The organism is Pontibacillus chungwhensis (genome assembly GCF_030166655.1).
Classification (GTDB): domain Bacteria; phylum Bacillota; class Bacilli; order Bacillales; family BH030062; genus Pontibacillus.
On sequence record NZ_CP126446.1, the window covers coordinates 1251759 to 1272783 of the forward strand.

30 protein-coding genes are annotated in these 21025 nt (G+C 43.0%); 20 read left to right on the forward strand and 10 right to left on the reverse strand.

The genetic code is table 11. From position 1 onward, the window contains the following. The first annotated feature begins 70 nt into the window (after nucleotides 1-70). The 4 genes from QNI29_RS06545 (at nucleotide 71) to QNI29_RS06560 (ending at nucleotide 2269) form a co-directional block, all read left to right on the forward strand. On the forward strand, nucleotides 71-445 hold the full coding sequence (locus tag QNI29_RS06545; protein ID WP_231418442.1) for a VOC family protein: 375 nt from the start codon (nucleotides 71-73) through the stop codon (nucleotides 443-445). A gap of 335 nt (nucleotides 446-780) precedes the next feature. Continuing rightward, the gene (locus QNI29_RS06550) at nucleotides 781-921 is read left to right on the forward strand and encodes a hypothetical protein (protein WP_284526927.1); all 141 of its coding nucleotides are present in this window, start codon (nucleotides 781-783) and stop codon (nucleotides 919-921) included. 162 nt (nucleotides 922-1083) lie between these two features. Beyond that, on the forward strand, nucleotides 1084-1971 hold the full coding sequence (locus tag QNI29_RS06555) for an alpha/beta hydrolase family protein (protein WP_354665929.1): 888 nt from the start codon (nucleotides 1084-1086) through the stop codon (nucleotides 1969-1971). Nucleotides 1972-2011: 40 nt separating this feature from the next. Then, a complete protein-coding gene (locus QNI29_RS06560; protein WP_231418071.1) occupies nucleotides 2012-2269 on the forward strand; it encodes a YesK family protein in 258 nt (85 codons plus the stop codon). A gap of 255 nt (nucleotides 2270-2524) precedes the next feature. Here the strand turns inward: QNI29_RS06560 and QNI29_RS06565 are convergent, their stop codons facing one another. After that, nucleotides 2525-3784 (reverse strand): hypothetical protein, encoded by a 1260-nt coding sequence (locus QNI29_RS06565; RefSeq protein WP_231418070.1) that lies wholly within the window; start codon nucleotides 3782-3784, stop codon nucleotides 2525-2527. Nucleotides 3785-3842: 58 nt separating this feature from the next. Continuing rightward, nucleotides 3843-4235 carry a DUF2500 domain-containing protein gene (locus tag QNI29_RS06570; protein ID WP_231418069.1) on the reverse strand — a complete coding sequence of 131 codons (393 nt, stop codon included), beginning with the start codon at nucleotides 4233-4235 and terminating at the stop codon, nucleotides 3843-3845. A 202-nt stretch (nucleotides 4236-4437) separates the two neighbouring features. On the opposite strand from QNI29_RS06570, the gene QNI29_RS06575 reads away from it, so the two are divergent. From QNI29_RS06575 to QNI29_RS06590, 4 genes are all read left to right on the forward strand, one after another. Then, nucleotides 4438-4923 carry a GNAT family N-acetyltransferase gene (locus tag QNI29_RS06575; protein ID WP_231418440.1) on the forward strand — a complete coding sequence of 162 codons (486 nt, stop codon included), beginning with the start codon at nucleotides 4438-4440 and terminating at the stop codon, nucleotides 4921-4923. A 73-nt stretch (nucleotides 4924-4996) separates the two neighbouring features. Beyond that, entirely contained in the window at nucleotides 4997-5206 is a 210-nt protein-coding gene (locus QNI29_RS06580; RefSeq protein ID WP_231418068.1) for a hypothetical protein, read from the forward strand. 181 nt (nucleotides 5207-5387) lie between these two features. Further along, nucleotides 5388-6194: an STAS domain-containing protein gene (locus tag QNI29_RS06585; RefSeq protein WP_231418067.1), complete on the forward strand. Its 807-nt coding sequence runs from the start codon at nucleotides 5388-5390 to the stop codon at nucleotides 6192-6194. 244 nt (nucleotides 6195-6438) lie between these two features. Beyond that, complete coding sequence (locus QNI29_RS06590; protein WP_231418066.1) at nucleotides 6439-6807, forward strand: nuclear transport factor 2 family protein; 369 nt, start codon at nucleotides 6439-6441, stop codon at nucleotides 6805-6807. A 267-nt stretch (nucleotides 6808-7074) separates the two neighbouring features. Here the strand turns inward: QNI29_RS06590 and QNI29_RS06595 are convergent, their stop codons facing one another. The 4 genes from QNI29_RS06595 to QNI29_RS06610 all read right to left on the reverse strand — a co-directional run bounded on the left by QNI29_RS06595 (nucleotide 7075) and on the right by QNI29_RS06610 (nucleotide 8662). Beyond that, complete coding sequence (locus QNI29_RS06595; protein WP_231418065.1) at nucleotides 7075-7275, reverse strand: helix-turn-helix transcriptional regulator; 201 nt, start codon at nucleotides 7273-7275, stop codon at nucleotides 7075-7077. Next, the gene (locus tag QNI29_RS06600) at nucleotides 7276-7578 is read right to left on the reverse strand and encodes a hypothetical protein (protein WP_231418064.1); all 303 of its coding nucleotides are present in this window, start codon (nucleotides 7576-7578) and stop codon (nucleotides 7276-7278) included. It abuts the gene before it with no gap. A gap of 342 nt (nucleotides 7579-7920) precedes the next feature. Further along, a complete protein-coding gene (locus QNI29_RS06605; RefSeq protein WP_231418063.1) occupies nucleotides 7921-8193 on the reverse strand; it encodes a hypothetical protein in 273 nt (90 codons plus the stop codon). A 292-nt stretch (nucleotides 8194-8485) separates the two neighbouring features. Next, complete coding sequence (locus tag QNI29_RS06610; RefSeq protein WP_231418062.1) at nucleotides 8486-8662, reverse strand: hypothetical protein; 177 nt, start codon at nucleotides 8660-8662, stop codon at nucleotides 8486-8488. A 298-nt stretch (nucleotides 8663-8960) separates the two neighbouring features. On the opposite strand from QNI29_RS06610, the gene QNI29_RS06615 reads away from it, so the two are divergent. Together QNI29_RS06615 and QNI29_RS06620 are read left to right on the forward strand one after the other, a co-directional pair. Further along, nucleotides 8961-9458, forward strand: coding sequence for a GNAT family N-acetyltransferase (locus QNI29_RS06615; RefSeq protein WP_231418061.1), 498 nt, complete (start codon nucleotides 8961-8963; stop codon nucleotides 9456-9458). A 651-nt stretch (nucleotides 9459-10109) separates the two neighbouring features. Then, the gene (locus QNI29_RS06620) at nucleotides 10110-11582 is read left to right on the forward strand and encodes an ATP-binding cassette domain-containing protein (protein ID WP_231418060.1); all 1473 of its coding nucleotides are present in this window, start codon (nucleotides 10110-10112) and stop codon (nucleotides 11580-11582) included. A 1-nt stretch (nucleotide 11583) separates the two neighbouring features. Here QNI29_RS06620 and QNI29_RS06625 read toward each other — a convergent pair whose 3' ends face one another. Next, nucleotides 11584-11874: a hypothetical protein gene (locus QNI29_RS06625; protein ID WP_231418059.1), complete on the reverse strand. Its 291-nt coding sequence runs from the start codon at nucleotides 11872-11874 to the stop codon at nucleotides 11584-11586. Between the two features lie 57 nt (nucleotides 11875-11931). After that, nucleotides 11932-12633, reverse strand: a complete 702-nt coding sequence (locus QNI29_RS06630) for a YetF domain-containing protein (protein ID WP_354665930.1) — start codon at nucleotides 12631-12633, stop codon at nucleotides 11932-11934. Nucleotides 12634-12836: 203 nt separating this feature from the next. On the opposite strand from QNI29_RS06630, the gene QNI29_RS06635 reads away from it, so the two are divergent. The 9 genes from QNI29_RS06635 to QNI29_RS06675 all read left to right on the forward strand — a co-directional run bounded on the left by QNI29_RS06635 (nucleotide 12837) and on the right by QNI29_RS06675 (nucleotide 19085). Further along, complete coding sequence (locus QNI29_RS06635; protein ID WP_231418057.1) at nucleotides 12837-13235, forward strand: hypothetical protein; 399 nt, start codon at nucleotides 12837-12839, stop codon at nucleotides 13233-13235. Between the two features lie 9 nt (nucleotides 13236-13244). Continuing rightward, on the forward strand, nucleotides 13245-13709 hold the full coding sequence (locus QNI29_RS06640) for a GNAT family N-acetyltransferase (protein ID WP_231418056.1): 465 nt from the start codon (nucleotides 13245-13247) through the stop codon (nucleotides 13707-13709). Between the two features lie 453 nt (nucleotides 13710-14162). Continuing rightward, entirely contained in the window at nucleotides 14163-14777 is a 615-nt protein-coding gene (locus QNI29_RS06645; RefSeq protein ID WP_231418055.1) for a TetR/AcrR family transcriptional regulator, read from the forward strand. Nucleotides 14778-14801: 24 nt separating this feature from the next. Beyond that, nucleotides 14802-16280: a DHA2 family efflux MFS transporter permease subunit gene (locus QNI29_RS06650; protein WP_231418054.1), complete on the forward strand. Its 1479-nt coding sequence runs from the start codon at nucleotides 14802-14804 to the stop codon at nucleotides 16278-16280. A 549-nt stretch (nucleotides 16281-16829) separates the two neighbouring features. After that, nucleotides 16830-17255 (forward strand): hypothetical protein, encoded by a 426-nt coding sequence (locus QNI29_RS06655; protein WP_231418053.1) that lies wholly within the window; start codon nucleotides 16830-16832, stop codon nucleotides 17253-17255. Between the two features lie 47 nt (nucleotides 17256-17302). Further along, nucleotides 17303-18103 (forward strand): arylamine N-acetyltransferase family protein, encoded by an 801-nt coding sequence (locus tag QNI29_RS06660; protein ID WP_231418052.1) that lies wholly within the window; start codon nucleotides 17303-17305, stop codon nucleotides 18101-18103. A gap of 318 nt (nucleotides 18104-18421) precedes the next feature. Continuing rightward, nucleotides 18422-18643, forward strand: a complete 222-nt coding sequence (locus QNI29_RS06665) for a DUF1659 domain-containing protein (RefSeq protein ID WP_231418051.1) — start codon at nucleotides 18422-18424, stop codon at nucleotides 18641-18643. A gap of 28 nt (nucleotides 18644-18671) precedes the next feature. Further along, on the forward strand, nucleotides 18672-18887 hold the full coding sequence (locus QNI29_RS06670; RefSeq protein ID WP_231418050.1) for a DUF2922 domain-containing protein: 216 nt from the start codon (nucleotides 18672-18674) through the stop codon (nucleotides 18885-18887). A gap of 57 nt (nucleotides 18888-18944) precedes the next feature. Then, a complete protein-coding gene (locus QNI29_RS06675) occupies nucleotides 18945-19085 on the forward strand; it encodes a YvrJ family protein (protein ID WP_084599526.1) in 141 nt (46 codons plus the stop codon). 129 nt (nucleotides 19086-19214) lie between these two features. Here QNI29_RS06675 and QNI29_RS06680 read toward each other — a convergent pair whose 3' ends face one another. Both QNI29_RS06680 and QNI29_RS06685 read right to left on the reverse strand, forming a co-directional pair. Continuing rightward, nucleotides 19215-19907 (reverse strand): YetF domain-containing protein, encoded by a 693-nt coding sequence (locus tag QNI29_RS06680; RefSeq protein ID WP_231418049.1) that lies wholly within the window; start codon nucleotides 19905-19907, stop codon nucleotides 19215-19217. 11 nt (nucleotides 19908-19918) lie between these two features. Beyond that, the gene (locus QNI29_RS06685) at nucleotides 19919-20293 is read right to left on the reverse strand and encodes a DUF4363 family protein (RefSeq protein ID WP_231418048.1); all 375 of its coding nucleotides are present in this window, start codon (nucleotides 20291-20293) and stop codon (nucleotides 19919-19921) included. A 241-nt stretch (nucleotides 20294-20534) separates the two neighbouring features. Between QNI29_RS06685 and QNI29_RS06690 the strand changes: the two genes are divergently transcribed. Then, nucleotides 20535-20873, forward strand: a complete 339-nt coding sequence (locus tag QNI29_RS06690) for an ArsR/SmtB family transcription factor (protein ID WP_231418047.1) — start codon at nucleotides 20535-20537, stop codon at nucleotides 20871-20873. Nucleotides 20874-21025 lie beyond the last annotated feature (152 nt).

The window sequence follows — 21025 nt, forward strand, 5'->3', positions numbered from 1 at the left end:
CATGATCTAGAAGGACAAAGAGGTAGGAAAAGGGAATTACTTGTAATACCGGAAAAAGGAGAGGTTGATGATGAGCACTTCATTTATTGAACAAGTTCATTACATAAGAATTCCCGTGAAAGATTTAGAGGAGTCAATCCAATGGTACAGGGATGTGTTGGGGCTTCAATTGGTAAGCATTACGGAAGATCCATTTGCCATTTTTAAAGTAAATGACGGACCTTTTTTACTTACTTTAGTTCCAACGGACGATGAAACCTTTGTCCACTTTACCATTCATAATGAATCCGCTTTTAGTATCGGCTTTACGAGCCCTGACCTATTGAACTTTCATCACCACTTACTCAAGAATCAAGTAAGAGTCGAGGAGATTCAAGAAGAGAAGGGTCATGCGTATTTCCACTTTTACGATCCGAGTGGGAATCAGCTTCAGGTGCACTGGTGATTGTGTTTAGGTGAAAATCCCTTATTTAAAGAATGATTCTTTAGGAGGGACATGTAGGATCGCAAGAATTATTTTACTTTTTCACCATATTCCTTTTCCTTCTAATTTCAGGATGTAAGTCAAAGTCCATTGAGGAGGCGATGGAAGTTGAAGTTCAAAAGACGATAAAGAAAGTAAAGCTAGAAGACGACAACGTTTTAGTGTTTTACTTACTAGATTCAGTAGGGGAACAAGGATATAAATGAAAGAATTGACGGGATTTATATACTTTACAACACCGATAAATGAGGAGGATAAACATATCTACTTTCAATAATAAAGGGATACTATTTACTATGATTGTCATTTTTGTCTTGTGGGTGTCGTTGCAACTCTTTCTAGATATGACGATCTTCAAGAATCCGTTCAATTACTTTGTAGCCTTTATAATCTTTTTCTTTGGAATTAAATTTGTGCTAAGCAATCGCTCGGATTAATATATCTTAACGTTGGAAACGCACACATTAGTTATCTGTGCGTTTTTAATTTATAGGAGTCCTTTGTTGAGAATATAACAGAGGGTTTTGGGATTTTATGTTAAAGTGAATGTATGAAGGATTGTACTTAATTTAAATGAAAACATTTAAGGTGGTTTTTTAGTGAAACACGTTATGGAAAACGATAAGTATTCAGGTTTGAAGAAGGTAGAGGTTGTAGATGATTATTTAGATGTAACCTTCCCGATGTTAGTTTTGTACCCAACGGAAACGCCTGAAAAAGAAGAAAAGATAGGCCCCTATCTAGTAGACGTTTCACTTGATGCAAAACTAGAAGATGAAAGGTATCCGCTAGTTGTTATCTCTCATGGTACAGGGGGGACTCCGCTTGTTTATAGACATTTAGCTAGGGATTTAGCTAAAAGGGGATTTATAGTAGCCATGCCGGAGCATCCATTTAACAATGTAAAAGACAACCAGTTAGAGCGTACGACAAAATTATTAAGAAGCAGACCTAAAAATATCACACAAGTCATTGACTGGTTTGATCATAGCGATTCATTTAAAGATCATATTAACTTTGAAGACATTTCGATAATTGGACACTCAATGGGTGGTTATACCGCAATAGCGGTGACCGGGGGAACGCCAACAACGCTTCCATGGGAAACGGGGAATGAAACACCTGAAAGAATTGATGTAGACGTTGACGAACGAATTAAGAAAGTAATTTTATTTGCACCTGCTCTAGGGTGGTTCAGAAACGAAGGGGCCCTTGAAAAAGTTAATGTACCCATTTTCATCATGACAGGGGAAAGAGATGAGATCACTCCTTCTTTTCATGCTGAAATTTTATTAAATGGGGTAATAAATCGTGAAAAAATTGTGCACAAGGTGTTCGAAAACGCTGGTCACTTTTCCTTCTTGAGTCCTTTTCCACCAGAGATGAAAGTCACCTCATTCCCACCTTCCCAAGACCCTGAAGGCTTTAATAGAGAGCTCTTTCAGCAAGAGCTAGCAGCTGATGTTTTATCTTTCTTATTAAGCTAGCGGGTTCGGTTGCTGAACCTTTTCCAAAGGAGGAAATCAAATGTCCTACTTATTCATGACAGGGATTATTACCGCTAGTTTACTAGGCATTTCTTTGATATTTAGAAAGAATAACTCCAAACTCCACTATATCATCTCACCACTATTCATAATGGTAAGTGTTGTATTATTACTGATCAGTTTCCTTGTAGGAGGGTGGGAAGGATTAGGGATTGGAGCTATAAGTCTTTCAATTTTGATTGCCTCGGTTATCTCTTCTATTGTTATGGGGGCCTTAGTTGTATTGAAAAGAAATTAAGGGTCTGATCGTAAAAAGTAAGTGACCTATCTTCAACTCTCAGTCTGTGACTTTTTAGAGTTCCAAGGCTTCAAAAGGTAACAGACTGAGCTTCTCTATTACATTTTGAACCAAATACGATAGCAAAAGGGCAGAGATTCGCATCTTCTCTGCCCGTTTGCTAGGTTTATCGTATGAAAAGGTCACAGAGCAAGTGTCTCTGTGACCTTTTTCGTTCCGAAAGATTGTAAAAGGTAACAGAAGCGGCATTCTCTTTTACTCCATCTCGGATAACAACTTAACCTCTCCACTTCGTGCATCCACCGCATACTCACAGTCAAGCTTCCCATATAACCTGTAACGTGCTTCTCCGTGATCCAACACATAAACAGGCGTCAGGGTGATTTTATCCTTTATTAGGTGGTAGGCTTCTTGCTTTGATAGAACCGCAGGCTTCGCTTCTTCGAAATGAGACGTCATTTCACGGAACAAATCATTCTCCATATAAGTAAGGACTTTTGTGCCGTTCTCGTTAAGAAACACATTGATTTTTCTCTTATAGAAATCATTCGTGGTCTGAGCGATCTCAAGGCGCGCTACTAGATATCCACTCTCTCGCTCTACCGATTGCCAGATCCACTCTCCGGAATCCTTTGGATATACCACTTGGAGAAATTCAGTGAGCGCTTTTTGCGTATCTTCAACCATTTCATCTTTAATAGGCAAAAGATCGGGATGGGGTTCACGTTGTTTGGCCTGTTCCCATGTGACCTCATCGGATAGGTTAATCTTTTCTTCATGGAATTCTTCATCTAAGCTGGGCTCATAGGTCATCACTTCCCCAATAGAAATGAGATGAACGGCATCTGTCAGCCGAAAAGGGCGGGTGCTTGTGCCATCGTTTGTGACATAAATTTCTTCTAAACTAAAGGCCGGCTCAAAACGGCTGCTACTCATCAATGGGAAATTCACAAGCATGAATTGTTCCATAATAAGGTCCGGAATGTCTTCTAGAGTTAAAGAAAAAGACTCAGGGATCACCTCATGGATCACTGGGAAATGGCCATGAATGGTGAAAAAGATGAGCAGATTGTCTTCATTTAGCTCAACTGAAATCATGCCAGATGGACTGGTGGAGATCCCGTTAACTACGGATGAGAACATGTACTTCCGGTCCTGTTTACTTTTAAACTCGAAGTGTTCACCGAATGTCAGTCCTGTCTCAGTCTCCACCCAGCGGATGACTTCTTGTTCAGTCTGTAATGTAGCGGTATGCGCTTCACTCCGACCACCCACGAAAACCAGGCTTTTTACTCTTTCTGTATGTAAATCAACATCAATGGAGGCGGTACCTTCTGGGTTCAATTCGTCTTCTGTGGGTGCTGTTCCTTTTGGAAACCACTCCATATTAAACACGTAGTGCGTTTGGTCGAATGAACCGGCCTCCCGGTGAAGGTGCGTTCGTTCTAGGGTGTACCCATCAAGTCCGAATTTCTTTTTGACTCGTTCTGCAATTGCTTGAGAGGTTTGCTCCATATAAGTTTCCTTCTTTCATTTTTTGATTGGCAGAAGCGCTTCATTCTTCTGCTTCTGATCAGCCCGCCATGCGGTCAAATCCTTTAAACCGGGTCCCCTGAAAAGTGAGGGTTCCGATATCTCCTTCTGCTAATAGGCCCTGCTCGCGCCCATCCATTGGGAGCTCCATGCGGTCCCCGCTCTCGACTTCAAACGTGGTGTAATAGTATGTACGCGTCCTAGAACCGTGGTCATCCCCAGCGCTGCCTCGTCTTTTTACTTCCGTTCTCTTTCCAATCACTTTCGCATTCACGGCCAAGACCGGTTGTTTGTTGTTGTAACTCCACTGTTTCACAGAAGAGAAAATGGCAAAGAGGATGCCGCCGATTACAATAATAAATACAATCGCGATAAAATAAGGCCCGATTGAAAATATAAGATCTGATGGCCCTTGGTTGATTCCTGTTCCCAATTGACTCATCTCCTTTCTATTTTACATACGATTGTGACGGGGGAACGTTTCAAGATAAATAGCAGTTAAGGAAAAATGAGGTAATATTTTCATTTTGTTTTTCTTTAGTCTGTTACTTTCTTGTTAGAAAGAGTCCCTATTCATATGCAAAATTATGTTAGGGTTAGGTTGGTAGAATTTGTTGTATGAAAGGGGGAGAAGAATAGTGAAATTACATTTAGAAAAGCTGCAGGAAAACGATTTTGACAAGTATTATCGTTTGGTTTCAGATGAGAAGGTAATGGCCCAAATTACGGAGAGAGCGACGCCTCTTGAAGAAGCCAAGGAGAACTTTAAGAAGTTAATGGATCGTAATAAGAAGCATGTTATTATAGGGTCTTACAAAGTTGTTGATGCACTTACAAGCGAATTCATTGGTCTTGGATACTTGACCTTAAGTGAAGAGGTAGCTCATGAAGGTGAAATTGGATACATGCTATTGCCTGCGCAGTGGGGAAAAGGATATGGCACAGCAATCGCTGAAAGGTTAATCGATTTATCAAAACAAGCCAATCTCAGAAGGCTTATCGCAACCATTGATCCAGAGAACCTGGCTTCAAGAAAGATCTTACTCCATCACAAGTTTGTTTCTGAGAAACTTTGTGAAATGGATGGTTTACCTGCTGAAGTTTTACGTAAGGAATTGTAAGATGGGACGTGGACTTTTTAACCTGCGTTTCCTTGTAATATACTATTTTTTGAAAGGAGTGGGAAACATTAAAATGAGTCTGAGTAATATTTCTTGGAAAAATATTTTGTTGGTTGTGGTTTTCTTAGTGGTCCTTTCTTTTACAATGCCTTATTTCGGCTTTGGTCTTCTTTCCGTGTTCTTTTTTGTTTTAGGTGTGGTTGAGTGGGTAACAAAGTTTATTCTCCCGTGGATTGTTTTATACTGGGGGATTCGATTCATTAAGAGCTTCGAATTAAAATAATGTATAGTGATTTTCATGGTGTGAAGATTACATAACGAGAAGTCAGCATAAGGTGCTGGCTTTTTATTATGTACAACAATAAGAAGGTCAGTGTTAATATTCAACCTCGAAATAAAGCAAATAATCATATATTATATGTATGGAAGAGAAATTATCGAATGTTTATAGGAGTGTAAAATAGATGAACGATAAAAAGGTAGAGAGGGCAATATCTTCTACGATCTTAGAGCAGAAAGAAAGGCTGGTTCAAGAGGCTGCTTTACCAAACGACATAGGCGGAGATATTGCTGATCAGTTAATGGATTGGAGACGCCAGTTAATAAATGCCTATGCAGAGTCGGTCACACAAGGTGCAGATGGTGTCATCGATGAACTCGAAGAATGGAGCAAACATGTCTCTGAGAGACTTGTAGAGTTAATGCTGCCACTAGACATAGCTTTGGATGAAATTAGTAAATATCGAGAAGTTATAGGTACCCTTATTAAAGAGGAAGCTGAATTACAACAGTTTTCTATAGCTGATTTTTATCAATTGGTTACAAATTTTAACAACGCAGTGGATCAAGCCGTGCAATTGGTGAGCCGTTCTTATATGGAAGATTATAAAGATACGATTCAAAAAGCGCACTATGCGATAAATGAACTTTCCATTCCGATGGTACGCATTACTGAAGAGGTGGGTGTGATCCCTATAGTCGGTGAGATCGACACCTATCGAGCCCAGCTTCTGATGGATAATGCCCTTAAACAAGGTGAGGAATTTAGGTTAACAACAGTCATTATCGATTTATCTGGAGTCAGTATAATCGATACGATGGTTGCTCACCAATTGTTTAAAGTGATTCATTCCTTAGAATTAATCGGAGTTCGTGGTGTGCTAAGTGGAATCCGTCCAGATATCGCTCAAACGATGGTGAATTTGGGGATAAATATGAAGACGGTTGATACGTTCAGCAGTCTTCATAAAGCGATTGGTTCCATTCATTAAGGCCGTATTGTTCTATTCCAAATAGTTTGAGCCTTGCAAGGGAAGTCTGTGACTTTTTAAGAGAAGAAAGTATTAAAAAAGGTATAGAACGAGCCTTTATCTGACATCTTGAATTGAATAAGCAAGTAAAAGGGCAGAGATGAGGCTTATCTCTGCCCTTTTACTAGTTTTAAGGGAAGGAAATGTCATAGATGAAGGGATCTCCGTTCTAGAAATGGTACACTTATCAAAAAGGAGAATTTAATTGAACAATCAAAAATCCTTACAAGACCATTTGCATTCATTAGAAAACGCACTCCTTCAGGCAGATGTTCGTAAGTCTTCTGAGCAATTAAGTGCGTTACTCGCTGACGACTTTATCGAATATTCCAGCACGGGGAAGATCTACGATAAAGAAAATATCTTAACACGCTTACCGGGAGAAGATGATCCAGGCATTGTCATGCGTGACTTTAAGGTGAAGTCCCTATCCTCAACATCAGCCCTTGCAACGTTTAAGGTGTTTATCGAAAGCACGCAGAAGCATTCCCTGCGGAGCTCAGTCTGGACACTTAACAATGGACAGTGGCAAATGACGTTTCATCAAGGGACTGTCACGGATCTTTATGAGTAAGTGAAAGCCAGAATGAGGTATTGCGAAGGAGTATTAGAGTTTAGAAAAGGAGCTCTGTGACCTTTTGGGATCTGCTGGGTTTAAAAAGGGCACAGAGCAAGCGTCTATCTGACTTTTTGGATCGAATAAACAAGTAAAAGGGCAAAGATGCGGCTCATCTCTGCCCTTTTACTTGTTTAAATATAGAGAAATGTCACAGATAAAGCGATTCTCTTCCCTTTTGGATTACTCAAGATGGTAAAAGGAAAGAGAAGGGCGCTGTAGAGCTCACCCTTGTGTCCCGCTCGTGAAAAGCTCATCTACTGTCGTATTTAGCACGGCGGCGATATCGAACGCTAATTGTAAGGTTGGGTCGTACTTATCGTTTTCGATCGCGTTGATCGTTTGCCTCGATACCTTGCAGCGTTTAGCCAATTCTGCCTGAGATAGCTTAGCTGAACTTCTGAATTTCTTAATTTGATTTTCCATTTAATCACCATATTTTTTTCTGTAAACGAGTAATGTCCCGAGGTAAATAACCGCCACGACCGTCAGGAACATGATCGGCGAAATCCCAATACCCGTATAAGAAGATTCCCCCTGGGCGGTTCGATAGATGGATTCTGCCACTTCTAGTATAAGGATCCCGATGACGACGATAAAGGCATATGATTGAGCTTTCGTGTTGATAAACTTCCTTCTCTCATCACCCTTTTGCAGAAATGGTGCAACAAAAATCCAAGCTCCGCCAACTAACAACAAGATCGCATAAACAACTTTAACCGCATCCATTTTTCCACTCCTCATTCAGAAAATGTAAAAAGTATTTGACACTTTTTATTGTAGCATTAGTTTATGGGATGTCAAAAACTTTTTACATTTTTTAAAGATCGATGAAAAAGAAAGGAAGGCTTCTGTGACTTTTTTGACCGAATCGTACTTTAAAAGGTCACAGATCGAGGGTCTCTTTGACATCTTGCTCCGTAACCATAAGAAAAAGGGCAGAGATCGGTCTGATCTCTGCCCTTTTTATCGTTTAATGATGGTGAAACGTCACTCATCAAGCGCTTCTGTTCCCTTTTTAGCATTTCGAAATGGTAAAAAGTCAGAGAGGAGCGTTTGATGATCGTGGTTCTACTGCAGTTCGTGTCCTTGATATTGAACGTTCTTGTAGTAACGACCTAGGGAGTTCGTTAGGCGCTGGGCGATGCTTTCAGCTTCTTCTAATGGGATTTCTTCTTTAACGATAAGCGATTCAAATTCTTGTTTCGCGTTCGTGTTGTGTTTGATGTTTACGTATACATCAAATACGGAATCGTCGTCTTCTGTTGTTTCTAGATAAGAAATCGTGATCGACTGGATCGCGCCCAAATTGTCTAGCTTGCTCTTTATATTGTTGAAATTCATGTAACCACCTCTAATTTTTGCTTTTCATTTCATTCATTGCTAACTCATCTGCCTATTCAGCAGTTCCTTTAACTACTATACAGTAATTCAATTTATAGGTAAACTCTCTTTGAAAACACGGGGACCATCATTTGTTTTGTCGCTTTTTTCTGGAAAATACAACAATGAATACGGTAACCGCTCCCAAGAAGGGGACGACCATCGCAACAAAGGTAGCGTTGTCCATGCTTCACAGCTCCTTATAAGTGAGATTATTGTACCAGGAAGGATGTGTGCCTTTAAAAATATATCGTTATTTTTGTTCTTTCTTTGGTACAAAATTACTCCCAATGATCACGAGTAAACCAATCACGAAAAGAGCGATCCCAATAGGCCGATACGCATCAGGATAATCCACTAAGCCGAATACCTCTGTTGCTCCCATTGCAAAAAGAATGATACCGAGGGTGTACAATATAGATTTGTTCAATAAGGTCACTCCTTTACATTTAGACCAAGGCTCAGCCGAGGATGCTGGTCACTACGATGATATAACCGGATGCTCTCTTGTGTGTACACTTTAGCATAAAATTCCATCACCCGCCCATTGATATCTCTTTATTTCCAGTATATTTTATTAAGGATTGTCACTAGAACCTCCCGGAAGAAGCTTCTTTTGTACATAGAAAAAGGAAGGTGTACTGGTTTATTATGTTAAAATGTACGAATCAAATCACTGTAAAAATGATGCAGTCGCAATCCATTGCTAAAAAAAGGAGATCAAAATCATGAGGATAAGAGAAATCGAAACGTCTGATGCAGAAGGTTTAGCCACACTCACACAACAGGTGGAAGGAAGCTCTCAATTCATGCTTTGGGAAAAAGGCGAAAGAATGATTGGTACAGACAGTCAGCTAAAGATGATTGAGCGTATGAAGAACAATGAAAACTCTACGATCTTGGTGGCTGAAGATGAGACTAGATTAGTTGGGTATTTGCTCGTGATGGGCGGGAATGCCAAGCGAAATAAGCACGCTGCTGCTATTGTGGTTGGAATCCTTGAAGGGTATAGAGGCAAAGGCATTGGGACTCAGTTATTCAAAGAACTAGAACAATGGGCATCAAAGCATCGTCTGCGTCGATTAGAGTTAACGGTCATCACGCGCAACGAAGCGGGTTTGTCCCTGTATAAAAAGATGGGGTTTGAAATAGAAGGGGTTAAAAAGGATTCGTTAAGGATTGACGGGGAATACGTTGATGAATACTATATGGCGAAAATTCTATAGAGAATGACAATCACACCCAATGCTAAAAGCTTAAGAGCATTGGATGTGATTAGACTACTGGATTAAGAGCTATTTAACTGAGCAAGGCATAAATGTTGTACAGCATTATTATTATAAGCGTCGGGATCTCAATGGTTTTCGGGATAAAGTTCAGACGGTTTGTGTATACCCTCAAGATTAAATAAATCATGAAAATAAGGTTGGCTAAAGGTTGTAAAATTGGTTAAATTCTCCTTTTTTAGTTTATTCTACGATAAGTTTACTGAAAATGAAAGAGCTCTCATCCACACAAACCTTCTTTCACTTCCTCTGCTTTCGTTTGACAACTATTGCCAACATCGATTACGATAAGTCTAATCAAAACGGAAAAAAGAAGGGTGGAATCGCTAGAATGATTCAATAATCCTATGTTTAGAAGACGTTCATGAATAGATGTGTACCACTTGGGTTCTGGGAGATTTTTGTGCTCTCTTGAGGCTTATTTGGCGTGTCTGTTTGTGGATGGTTCTGAGATAGGATTGAATCATGCACCCTTTTTTTAAAAGAACACGAATGGACTCTTAGAATAGTCTGTTTGGCGTCTCTTTTTCTGCATGTCTCCTATCTCAGCAACATGAGATAGGAGACTTTTTTTTGTGAGGAGAGGATACGATGACCGGAAATATTCTTATACGAAATATGACGTTTCAGTACGAGTCCATGCTCGAACCAATCTTTAAAGATGTGAATGTGAATATCCATGAGAACTGGAGACTAGGGCTTGTAGGCCGGAATGGGAGGGGGAAGACGACGTTCTTTAAAATCCTCCGAGGTCTGGTCGACTATGAGGGGGAGGTAGAGACGACGCTTGAATTTACCTATTTCCCTGTTTACCCTGATGCTTCTTCTGAGGAAATGGCGCTTGAGGTCTTGCAGAAACAGAATCCACACAGAGAACTCTGGGAGATTGAACGGGAGTTATCCTATATGAACTTGCCGGCTGAGATTCTGTATAAGCCGTTTCGAGTGCTAAGCGGAGGCGAGCAAACGAAGCTTCTTTTGATCGAGCTTTTCTTAAACGAGAATGCGTTCCCGTTAATTGATGAGCCGACCAACAATCTAGACCTAAACGGCAGGCGCGTCGTGGGCCAGTATTTAAAGAATAAGAAGGGGTACATTGTGGTCAGTCACGATGAAGCGTTCTTAAATCATTTCGTGGATCACATTCTTGCGATCAACAAGGAGTCAATCGATCTGATCAAGGGGGATGTAGAGACATGGAAGGCGGAGAAAGAGCTGGCTGACGAGCGTTCGGAGGAACAGAATGCTCAGTTGAAAAATGAGATTAAACGCTTAAACACCGTGTCGAACCGGGTGAATACGTGGGGTAACAAACGAGAGAGCAGCACCCATGATTCCACAGAGAGGCGGCTCGCGGCGAAGCAGATGAAGCGGGCGAAGGCCATTAAGAAGAGGACCGATGAAAAGGTGGAAGAGAAAAAGCGTCTGATTCGGAACACAGAAGAAGTGGAGGGGCTGAAGATGAAAGTGAAAGAGCCTCGAAAGCGCCTCTTATATCTTCGTCATTTCTCTATTTTGCAGGACGGTTTTCCATTATTTGAAGACCTCAATGTCGAAGTGTTTCCAAATGAACGTCTCTTTATAGAAGGGAAGAACGGAGTGGGGAAATCGACGCTCTTGCATTTTCTGACCGCACAGGAAGGGTTCGAAACAACAGGGGAGTGGGAGGTCAATCTTCCGGAGAATCTCTCCATCCTCGATCAGAAGAACCAAGGAGCCTTTGATTACGTTTCCTACGTCCAATCGTTAACAGCTGAAGAGAAAGAAGACTTCTGGCATCTTTTGCATCAATTAGGCATGAAGCGAGCCCGTTTCTCTAATCTGCCCACCAATCATCAGTGGAGTGCGGGAGAGATGAAGAAAATCTTTCTGTCCCAGGCTTTGTTAGGGGAAAATGCGCTGTTTGTATGGGATGAGGTGACAAACAGCCTCGATCTCCATGTGATTCAACAGCTGGTGGAGTCGATTTTGCACTATGGCCCGACCATGATTGCCGTTGATCACAATGAATCTTTTGTTGAAGCGGTGTCGACTAAAAAGATCGAATTGGTAAAGGTTGAGTGAATTATCTATTAGCCTGACGTTTTTTTCGAAAAGCGATTAGAGATGTTTTCAATGATGCGTATCCTCCAACAGCTGCATTGCCGTAGAAGAAGCCCATAAAGATTCCGGCTACCAGGTTATGAGGATGCGCGAAGAAAATGGAGAGGATGAGCCCCACTGCATTCGCTACGGTTGGGACCGCTGGTTTAGGGATGGGAAGAGTTATTTTCAATACTTGTGTAAGGATAATGACGATCGGGACAGCTATGACGGCATCCCAAAAGTTTGTATGGATAATCGGGAAGGGTTCCATGTAACGTTTCACCTGACTTTTTTAAAAATGAGTCCCCCTGGAGGGGGCGGTGCGTTTTTATGAGTCTTTTACCTGATCGATGTAGAGCGTTCCGTCCTTTTGAACTTCTGCATAGAAGACGTCAGATAGTTTATTCACTCCTGCTTGCTGAAGCTGCTGCTCAAGCCAGCTGTCGGTAACGTGTAATTTATCGAGGTTCTTATGAAGCACTTTGCCGTCAGATATAATTTCTGTCGTCGTTGGAAAGACCGGCGATGTAATCGCTCCAGAGGCTAGTCCCTTTTTCGTTAAGGGCTGGTTCGCTTCTTTCTTTGATACAGAAATCTTGCCATCTGTCTCCAAAATAGCATAATCCACTTCTGAGATAGAAAAGGCATTTTTCTTCCGAAGCATCGCTTTTAAAACATCAAGGTCAATCCGTGCTTTCCTCATCTCTTCGTCCATAACTTTACCGTCTTTAATCAAAATGATCGGATCCCCGTCCAATACGAGGCGCAGTTTCTTCGATTTGATGTCGAGATATCCCATTACAATCGTTAAAATAGCCCAAACGACCAAAGCATAGAGTCCGTAGGCGATGCTAAACGTCTTGTCGATCGCAAGGCTCGCGCCAATGGTTCCTAATGAAATCGCAGATACAAAATTAAAGAAGGTCATCTGCCCGATTTCCTTGCGCCCCATGATTCTCGTTAGGAGAATCAGCACAAAGAAAGCGATCAGAAGCCTTAAGGTCAGTTCGCTGAATGACAATGGAAACACCCGTTTCTAGTTGGAGTTGGTATGCTTTGGTTAGGTTTTGTTAATCTGGTGGGGATTATTCGTGGGGATGGGGTTGAGGGGCGACTGGGATGGGGGGACAGGTTCATTGTCCCGCGGGACCAGGGACCTGAACCCCTGTCCCGGTCCCATCGGGGTGAAACCTTTTTTGCTAGCTATCGTCTATAACGATGGAGGTGGTAAAAATGATGAGGATGATCTTTCTTGCTGGTGCTCTGCTACTAGCAGCTTGTTCCAATGAAGCAACCCTGACGCGGGTAGATGTTCAACAAGCAAGCCAGGATGATACATATGAAGATGTGAAGAAGATAATGGACCCAGAAGTCCTTGAATCCTTGGAAAAGGTTATACAAGAGGTGGAGTGGGATAACACCATTACTGTGGATATGGCGAGGCAACCAGATGTCAAAGCAGTGCTTTTCTACCAAGAGGAAAAAGAAATGCCTGAGCGCTTGGTTCGGTTTGACGTTTGGTTCAATGAAGAAGCAGGGACAGCTACGATTGTCAGTGACAAAGAAAATCAGGGATATGGCAAGGCGGACCAGGAACAAGCGGAAGTGTTGAGAGAACTCTTGTTGGAGTAGGAAAAGGGGATGAGGAAAGTGCATGTGCATGTTCGTGATCTAGATTATACGAATAAGGAGATCGTAAGAAAAGTAAAGGTGAAGCCCGGGCAAGAGCAATTCATTGAAACGGTGGATGAATGTTTACAAGAAGCAGCCACCTATCACCAGTGGCATCCGGTCGCGATTTATGCCGATGGTCGTGTGGTTGGGTTTGCGATGTATGGATCTTTTGGGGCGAACAAAGATACGTGGATCGACCGCATCATTATAGACGAACAAGAGCAAGGAAAAGGGCTAGGGAAAAAAGCGATGAGGGAACTGATGGATATTGTTCCGAATGAGTACGGGGTGAGTGTGCTCTACTTAAGCATTATTGAAGAGAATAAGGTGGCCCGGCGGTTGTATGAGAGTCTTGGTTTCGAATACATACATGAAAAAGACCCGAATGGAGAGTTGATCTTTAAATGGGAGAAAGGGGATTGGGGTTTCTGACTCAGGTGATTCTCTCAGTCTCGAGCTCTGTGACGTTTGGAGAGGTCAAGCACGTAAAAAGGGCACAGATAGATCCTTTCTCTTACATTTCAAACCAAATAACAAAGCAAAAGGGCAGAGATTCGGTTGATCTCTGCCCTTTTGCTTGTTTTCTAAGGGAGAAAAGTCACAGATAAGCTGTTTCTGTGCCCTTTTTCCCCTTTTGGATCTAAAAAGGTCACAGAGGGCTGCAGTGTTGAGTGTAGAGGCGCGAGGGATGGGGACAGGTTCGTCGTCCCGCGGGACCAGGGACCTGACCCCTCGTCCCGCGGGACAAGGAACCTGTCCCCCCCATCCCACCAGGAACCTGTCCCCAAATCCCAACTTTTTTGTTGACATATGACACTGTGTCACATACAATACAATCTGTGCACATATGACACCGTGTCATAAGAAACGGAGAGATGCGAAACTATGCCTAATCCTACTTTTTTTAATCTTGCTGAAGAGAAGCGTCGTGAATTAATTCGAGCTGCTTACCAGGAGTTCTCGCGAGCACCTTTTGCTGAGGCGTTAATCGCCAATATCGTAAAGAGTGCGGGGATCTCGAGGGGGAGCTTTTATCAATATTTCGAAGATAAAGAAGATCTTTACTTCTATCTTCTCAATAAGCATGCTGAGAAGAGCAAGGAGCGCTTTTATAAAAGCTTAAAGGAACGTGATGGTGATCTGATGGAGGCGTTTGTGGATATGTTCCAGCAAATGCTTGAGAAGTTCGATAATGCGGAATACCGCGGATTTTTCCAGAACACGTTCTTGAACATGAATCACCGAATCGAGAATACGTTTACTCGGTCCTTCGATGAAGGGAAGTACCATGCTGAGCTTGTTGAGATCAGTGAGCAGGTCGACCGGGAAAAAATCAATTTCTCATCAGATAAAGAGTTTATCCATATGGTCAACATGACGAGGGCGATTACTTTCAGACACATGATGAAGCATTTTGCTAACCAAGAAAGTTCGAAGGAAGAGGCTATTGAGGACTACCGTTTTGATATCGAATTGTTGAAGCGGGGATTTAGCAAATAATAGAGAGAAAAAGGAGATGACACCATGGCAGAGGCGACTCAGGAAAAGGTTACACAAGAGGAAGAACAACAACCAAGCTACAACCGAACCGCCCTTGTGGCTGTGCTGTTAGTCAGTGCGTTCGTGGCTGTATTAAACCAGACACTGCTTAATACCGCATTGCCGAGTATTATGAACAGCTTAGACGTTACGTACAGCACCGCCCAGTGGCTGATGACTGGGTTTATGCTCGTTAACGGGGTAATGATCCCAGTTACAGCGTTTTTAATTGAGAAATTTACAACACGGAAATTATTCTTCACGGCGATGGGGTTATTCACACTTGGTACGCTCATTGCTGCGCTTGCACCAAGCTTTCCGGTCCTATTGATGGGACGCTTAGTGCAAGCCGGCGGGGCTGGTATTATGATGCCTCTTATGCAGACCGTGTTATTAATGGTCTTCCCGATCGAAAAGCGCGGAGCTGCGATGGGAATGGCCGGACTTGTTATTGCGTTTGGTCCAGCGATTGGGCCAACATTATCCGGTTATCTTGTCGAGAACTATTCATGGCGCTTGCCGTTTATCGTGATCTTACCAATCGCAGCAGCGTCGATTATCTTCGGGATGTTCGCCCTGAAGAACGTTACGAAACAATCCAATCCACGCATTGATATCCTTTCTGTTATTCTGTCCACGTTTGGTTTCGGTGGGCTGCTCTATGGGCTGAGCAGCGCCGGAAACAAAGGGTGGGATAGCCCGATTGTGTATATCAGTCTTATTGTAGGTGCCCTTTCGTTAACGGCATTTATTACGAGACAGTTCAGACTTGAAAAACCAATCTTAGAATTCCGCGTCTTCAAGCATAAGATCTTCGCCATTGCAGCGAGTACGACGATGATTGTGATGATGGCGATGATCGGTGCGGAGCTATTGTTGCCGATCTATATTCAAGATATGCGCGGATTCACAGCGCTTGAGTCAGGGCTCTTGCTCTTACCAGGTGCGATTGTAATGGGGATTATGTCGCCGATTGCCGGTCGTTTATTTGATAAATTCGGTGCGCGCTGGCTGGGCGTGATCGGACTCACGATCGTAACGGTGACAACCTATCAGTTTACCAATCTGACAGCAACGACGTCTTACACGTTCATCCTCGTGATCTATGCGATCCGCATGATGGGGATTTCCCTTGTGATGATGCCTGTTTCAACAGCCGGTTTAAACCAGCTGCCAAAACGCATTATCGCTCACGGTACCGCGATGAACAACACGATGAGAACCGTAGCCGGATCAATCGGTACGGCACTTCTTGTTACTGTAATGACGAATGCGTCAAAAGCGTATGAACCGAACATGCAAGAATACGCAAATGCCTCAGCTGAACAGGCCAAAGGCTTAATCGCACGAGATGCCGCCATTCACGGCATGAACGTAGCCTTTTGGGTAGCGACAGGGATTGCGTTTGTAGGGATCATTCTTTCTCTATTCTTGCAAAATAAAGCTCCGAACCGAGAGGAGTAAGGGACGAGGAGACGGTTTCCTCGATCTCGTTAAAGAAGGGCAGAGATATGCTGAATCTCTGCTCTTTTTTTGTTTTTGTTTGGAGTGGGATGGGATGGGGGGACAGGTTCCTCGTCCCGCGGGACCGGGGACCTGACACCCTGTCCCGGCTGGGGGAGGAGATCTGTGCCCTTTTAGGCTGCAAATGAAGTGAAAAGGTCACAGATCGAGCTTCTCTGTGACTTTTTGGAGCTATTAACCTTTGAAAAGGGAAGAGATAGGTTCTTTCTATGACCTTTTCCTTGCCAAATAGTGTGAAAAGGTAACAGATGATAGTTCTCTCTTACTTTTTGCCGCTTTTTAGGTTGCAAAAGGGCACAGAGCATCTAGCGTTGCTGGGCCGGGGGACCTGACCCCTCGTCCCGCGGGACAATGAACCTGTCCCCCGGTCCCACATCCCCCACAATTCTTGTTGAGGGGGTCTTTTTTTATATCGGATATTGTAAGATAATGGTAAGGGAGCCTGCTATGAAGATTGGTTAGGCTGCAACAAAGAAGAGGGGGAGCGGGATGGTTAAAAAAATTATGATAGGTCTGATCTTGATTGTTGTAGCGTTTTTTGTCGGGAATCAAGCCTGGCAAATGTACATGTTTCAATCGTTTAAGGAAGAGATGAACGAAACGGTCACCAGTTCGCCTGAATATTATATGACTTCTGATTCGATTACGATTAAGCATTACGACAGCGGGCGTTCAGAGTACATAGAGGACCCGGGAAAAGTTGAAGCGTTTCTTGAGACGTTCAAGGAGATGGATTTGGAGCGGGTCTGGTTTCCTGGAGATTACGAAAAGAAATTGTATTGGATTGGTTTAGAGGGGCCATTTCAATTTAGGTATATAGGGGAAGACCGAGTTGAGATTGGTAAAGGGAGCCGCGTGTTTGTGGCAAAAATTACGAATGGGGAGAATCCTTTTGAAATGATTTATAATGAATGAGAGCGGGGACCTGGGGTCAGGTCCCGCCGGAAAGGAAGTGAGCCCACATGAAATCATTGAATGAAGCTTACCGAGAACGAATCGGATTGCCGCTTAACGAGGAACTGACCGTGAATCATCTTAACGAAGTGCTTGAAAAAACAGCCCGGGCCCTTCCGTTTGAGAATTTCAGAATTATAAATAAAACGAGTCTGCCTGTTTCAAAAGAGAACCTGCAATTCAAGATTCTCGAGCAAGGAGAGGGCGGGCTGTGCTATGAACTCAATCCTCTTCTTTACTATTTCCTTCTCGACAATGGATTTAATGTTTCACTTGTGCGAGGGGAAGTATATAACGCGGAGAAGGAAGAGTGGTCTGATACCGGAAGAACCCATGCTGCGGTTTTGCTGCATGATCAATCACAGGATTACCTGATGGATGTAGGCTTTGGTGGCAACCTTCCGCTGACGCTCGTCCCGATGTCAGGAGAACCTGTCACCTCATGTAACGGGGAGTACAAAGTGAGTCCGCTTGATACTGACTACGGAGACCACGTCCTCGAAGTGAAGGTGCGGGATAAAGATGCCGAGAGAAAGATTGGCTATGCCTTCAGCGCCAAGCCCCTCGTGGAAATCGATGAGGAAATGAACGACATTCAGCACCTCATAGAAACGCACGAGAAATCCAAATTCAATAAAGACCCACTAGCCGTTCAGCTTCTTCTAGAAGGAAGTCACACCCTGACCGCCTCTTCTTATACGAAATGGCAAAACGGGGAGAAGACAAAGGATACGATACAGGAGGGTGAGTTTGTTCGTCTTGCTGGGGAGAGGTTTGGATTAGTATGGAAGGGCGGAGCTTCTAATTAAAGAGCATTAGAGACTCTGTGACCTTTTGAAAGTATTGTTGCTCGAAAAGGTAACTGAACGCTCTTTTCTATGACGTTTTCATTTGTTCTATATAGAAAAAGGTAAGAGATCCTCTGTATCTCTTACCTTTTTCTTGTTTTAATCCTTTGAAAGGTAACAGATCAGAGCTTTGTGCGGGACAAGGTACCTGACCCCCGGTCCCGCGGGACGACGAACCTGTCCCTCCATCCCACTACCCCCCACTCAAAAAAATTTCCAACCAACAGGCACCTCCCACTCACTTCTTTGCGATTATAGAAGTGAAAGGAGGTGATCGACATGGCAATCACAAACAAAATGAAATCTCAGTTGCAGATTGTACTTGAAGATGGTCTTGATGAAGAAGGCAACATGACGTTTAAGAACAAGAACTTCAACAATGTGAAAACCGATGCAACAGCTGATCAGCTATTTGCTGTAGCGAGTGCGCTTGTTCCACTTCAGCAGCGTAGCTTAGCTGGCATCGAACGTAACGACTCAAGTCTAATTATTGGAGCGTAAATTATTCTAAACGAAAGGGGAGGTCAAGATGGCGAAGAAGCTTGAAATGAAATTTGAAAATGAATTAGGGCGTACGGTGACGATCAGTCTCGATGACCCAGTTGAGCCAGTTGACGTCGTTCAGCTAAACGCGGCGATGGATGAGATTGTGGCTCAGAATTGTTTTACATCAAGTGGAGGCGAACTATTGAGCAAAAAGGAAGCAAGGATCGTTGAACGAAACGTAGCCGATATCGAACTATAATCTAAAAAAGGGAGAGGGCTGCCTCTCCCTTTTTGAGTATAGAAAGGAAGTGTCTTAATGGAGGAGTGGATGACGTGGGTGCCCGAAGTGGGCTTTCCGGTTCTTGTAACCTTTTACCTGTTGCACAGAATGGAAGGGAAACTCGACATGCTCGTAGCGAGCATCCATCACCTGGCTGAACAGATGAAAGTCGGATAAAGAAAACGGACGCGAGAAGGCTTAAAGCCATTTCACGTCCGTTTTTTGTGAGGGAAGAGCCGGGACGAGGGGACAGGTCCCTAGTCCCGCGGGACGGGGAACCTGTCCCCCAGTCCCGGTCTCAAACGCCTAATAAATATTAGGCGTTTGAACTTGCTCATGCTGCTTAATAATCTGGATTTTTCCGCTGCCATCCATTTGAGCGAAGGACACTTCTTCCACGTTCTGAACGGCGTGGGTCCGGAGATGGGTGAGTAGCCAGTTTAGGTCCTTCTGTAGGAAAGTTAGGTTTTCGTGATTCACTTTTCCATCGATAATTAAAGGAAAGCTTAAGGAAACGGGAGTGGGTGGGATGGCCATATCTGATGGTTGTAAAGGTCTTGCTTGAGAAGTGGGAACAACCGATAGTTTTCCACTTGGTTCAATGATGGCATACCTGACGTCACCGATATTTTGATATCCTTTTAGTCTTAGTTCTGATAATAAGAGGGGGATGTTCATTTTTGCATATCGCAGTTCCTTTTCCTGAATGGTCCCATTTGCCACGATAATCAGAGGTTTTGAATCAATATTATAGAAGAACTTTTTTAATGATAGATACCCAAGTAAAATAGTAACGATCATTAAGACAAAGACGCCTACTGTCGCTTTAGATGGAATCTTATATACGAGTGGTTCTGCTGCTACGGTTGTGATTAGCATAATGGCAGCGAGGTCATAGGACGTCATGTTTGAAATGGACTTCTTTCCAATGATTCGGACGGCTGTCCATGTAACGAGTAACATAATGATACATCTTAAAGCATAGGCAACAACGCCCATTTCATCACCTCCTACGGTTCAGGAACGACCCGGTTAAAATTTGTCCAAATATCTTCTGCCATCTTAGCCCTTCCGTAAACCTCAACATGGTCTTTGGCTTCTGTACCAGCCAGGACAAAACTAAGAGACTCTTCAAGAAGCGAAAATTCAGCTTCCCCAAAGTTTACAAGAATCACTAACTTCTTTTTCTCCCATTCGCTATGTATGTGCTTAGCTAATTTTTCTGCTTCCTCCCATTGATCATTTCGTGCGTATTCTTCAATTCGGTTCAGATTTTCAACCATATGAACATCTCCCCATACAGATTGCTTGATCCAGAAATAGCCCACAAAAATAACGATGACGATCCCGACCAACAAGATATCAATCGTCTTATTTTTCATCATGCCCCTCCTCGCTCTAACCCCGATCGAATTCTATTTGTGCTTACCTTGCCCTTATCTCTTTTGATTATGTGATCGCGGGACTGGGACTGGGGGACAGGTCCCTAGTCCCGCGGGACGGGGAACCTGTCCCCCAGTCCCGGTCCCGCATCACTTTACAAACCCACCCCCGCTTGCTATGATTCAACTATTCATTAGAAACAGAAAGCGATCCATCCACTCCACTTATAAAGGAGAAGAGAGTATGAAAGATGACAATCAAACCCCTGAAGAATCCATAAAAGAATTATCGACTGATCTGGATGAGGAGACATTGTTTGTTGTTTCGCAAACGTTTAAAGCATTAGCCGATCCTACGAGGATCCGAATCCTTCATTTGCTTTGTAAGAAAGAGCAATCGGTGAACCAGATCTCAGAGAGCTTAGACCTTCGCCAATCCACCGTCTCCCACCAGTTACGCTTTCTCAAAAATTTACGCCTTGTAAAATATCGCCGTGACGGGAAGACGATGTATTATTCGAATGATGACCAGCACGTTATGAATGTTCTTGAGCAGACGATCAACCATGCCTTGCACCATTAATTTTGAAAAAAGCTCACTACCTTCATGGCGGAACGTAGTGAGCTTTTTTACATACGATAGATTACTTTACAATGTGATTTTGGATTGCACATATGAATATATGTGCATATAATGAGAGTAGATAATAACTCGCCTTTTACGTATGGGTGTGA

Bases quoted from the DNA above. Each gene is read 5' to 3' on its own strand.
- QNI29_RS06625 (WP_231418059.1), bottom strand. From the start codon at position 11,874: ATGGAACCCTTCCCGATTATCCATACAAACTTTTGGGATGCCGTCATA.
- QNI29_RS06560 (WP_231418071.1), top strand. From the start codon at position 2,012: ATGTCCTACTTATTCATGACAGGGATTATTACCGCTAGTTTACTAGGC.
- QNI29_RS06550 (WP_284526927.1), top strand. From the start codon at position 781: ATGATTGTCATTTTTGTCTTGTGGGTGTCGTTGCAACTCTTTCTAGAT.
- QNI29_RS06660 (WP_231418052.1), top strand. From the start codon at position 17,303: ATGAAATCATTGAATGAAGCTTACCGAGAACGAATCGGATTGCCGCTT.
- QNI29_RS06640 (WP_231418056.1), top strand. From the start codon at position 13,245: ATGAGGAAAGTGCATGTGCATGTTCGTGATCTAGATTATACGAATAAG.
- QNI29_RS06585 (WP_231418067.1), top strand. From the start codon at position 5,388: ATGAACGATAAAAAGGTAGAGAGGGCAATATCTTCTACGATCTTAGAG.
- QNI29_RS06680 (WP_231418049.1), bottom strand. From the start codon at position 19,907: ATGGGCGTTGTTGCCTATGCTTTAAGATGTATCATTATGTTACTCGTT.
- QNI29_RS06620 (WP_231418060.1), top strand. From the start codon at position 10,110: ATGACCGGAAATATTCTTATACGAAATATGACGTTTCAGTACGAGTCC.
- QNI29_RS06615 (WP_231418061.1), top strand. From the start codon at position 8,961: ATGAGGATAAGAGAAATCGAAACGTCTGATGCAGAAGGTTTAGCCACA.
- QNI29_RS06685 (WP_231418048.1), bottom strand. From the start codon at position 20,293: ATGATGAAAAATAAGACGATTGATATCTTGTTGGTCGGGATCGTCATC.
- QNI29_RS06595 (WP_231418065.1), bottom strand. From the start codon at position 7,275: ATGGAAAATCAAATTAAGAAATTCAGAAGTTCAGCTAAGCTATCTCAG.
- QNI29_RS06580 (WP_231418068.1), top strand. From the start codon at position 4,997: ATGAGTCTGAGTAATATTTCTTGGAAAAATATTTTGTTGGTTGTGGTT.
- QNI29_RS06690 (WP_231418047.1), top strand. From the start codon at position 20,535: ATGAAAGATGACAATCAAACCCCTGAAGAATCCATAAAAGAATTATCG.
- QNI29_RS06645 (WP_231418055.1), top strand. From the start codon at position 14,163: ATGCCTAATCCTACTTTTTTTAATCTTGCTGAAGAGAAGCGTCGTGAA.
- QNI29_RS06605 (WP_231418063.1), bottom strand. From the start codon at position 8,193: ATGAATTTCAACAATATAAAGAGCAAGCTAGACAATTTGGGCGCGATC.
- QNI29_RS06635 (WP_231418057.1), top strand. From the start codon at position 12,837: ATGATGAGGATGATCTTTCTTGCTGGTGCTCTGCTACTAGCAGCTTGT.
- QNI29_RS06545 (WP_231418442.1), top strand. From the start codon at position 71: ATGAGCACTTCATTTATTGAACAAGTTCATTACATAAGAATTCCCGTG.
- QNI29_RS06670 (WP_231418050.1), top strand. From the start codon at position 18,672: ATGGCGAAGAAGCTTGAAATGAAATTTGAAAATGAATTAGGGCGTACG.
- QNI29_RS06655 (WP_231418053.1), top strand. From the start codon at position 16,830: ATGGTTAAAAAAATTATGATAGGTCTGATCTTGATTGTTGTAGCGTTT.
- QNI29_RS06600 (WP_231418064.1), bottom strand. From the start codon at position 7,578: ATGGATGCGGTTAAAGTTGTTTATGCGATCTTGTTGTTAGTTGGCGGA.
- QNI29_RS06675 (WP_084599526.1), top strand. From the start codon at position 18,945: ATGGAGGAGTGGATGACGTGGGTGCCCGAAGTGGGCTTTCCGGTTCTT.
- QNI29_RS06665 (WP_231418051.1), top strand. From the start codon at position 18,422: ATGGCAATCACAAACAAAATGAAATCTCAGTTGCAGATTGTACTTGAA.
- QNI29_RS06650 (WP_231418054.1), top strand. From the start codon at position 14,802: ATGGCAGAGGCGACTCAGGAAAAGGTTACACAAGAGGAAGAACAACAA.
- QNI29_RS06565 (WP_231418070.1), bottom strand. From the start codon at position 3,784: ATGGAGCAAACCTCTCAAGCAATTGCAGAACGAGTCAAAAAGAAATTC.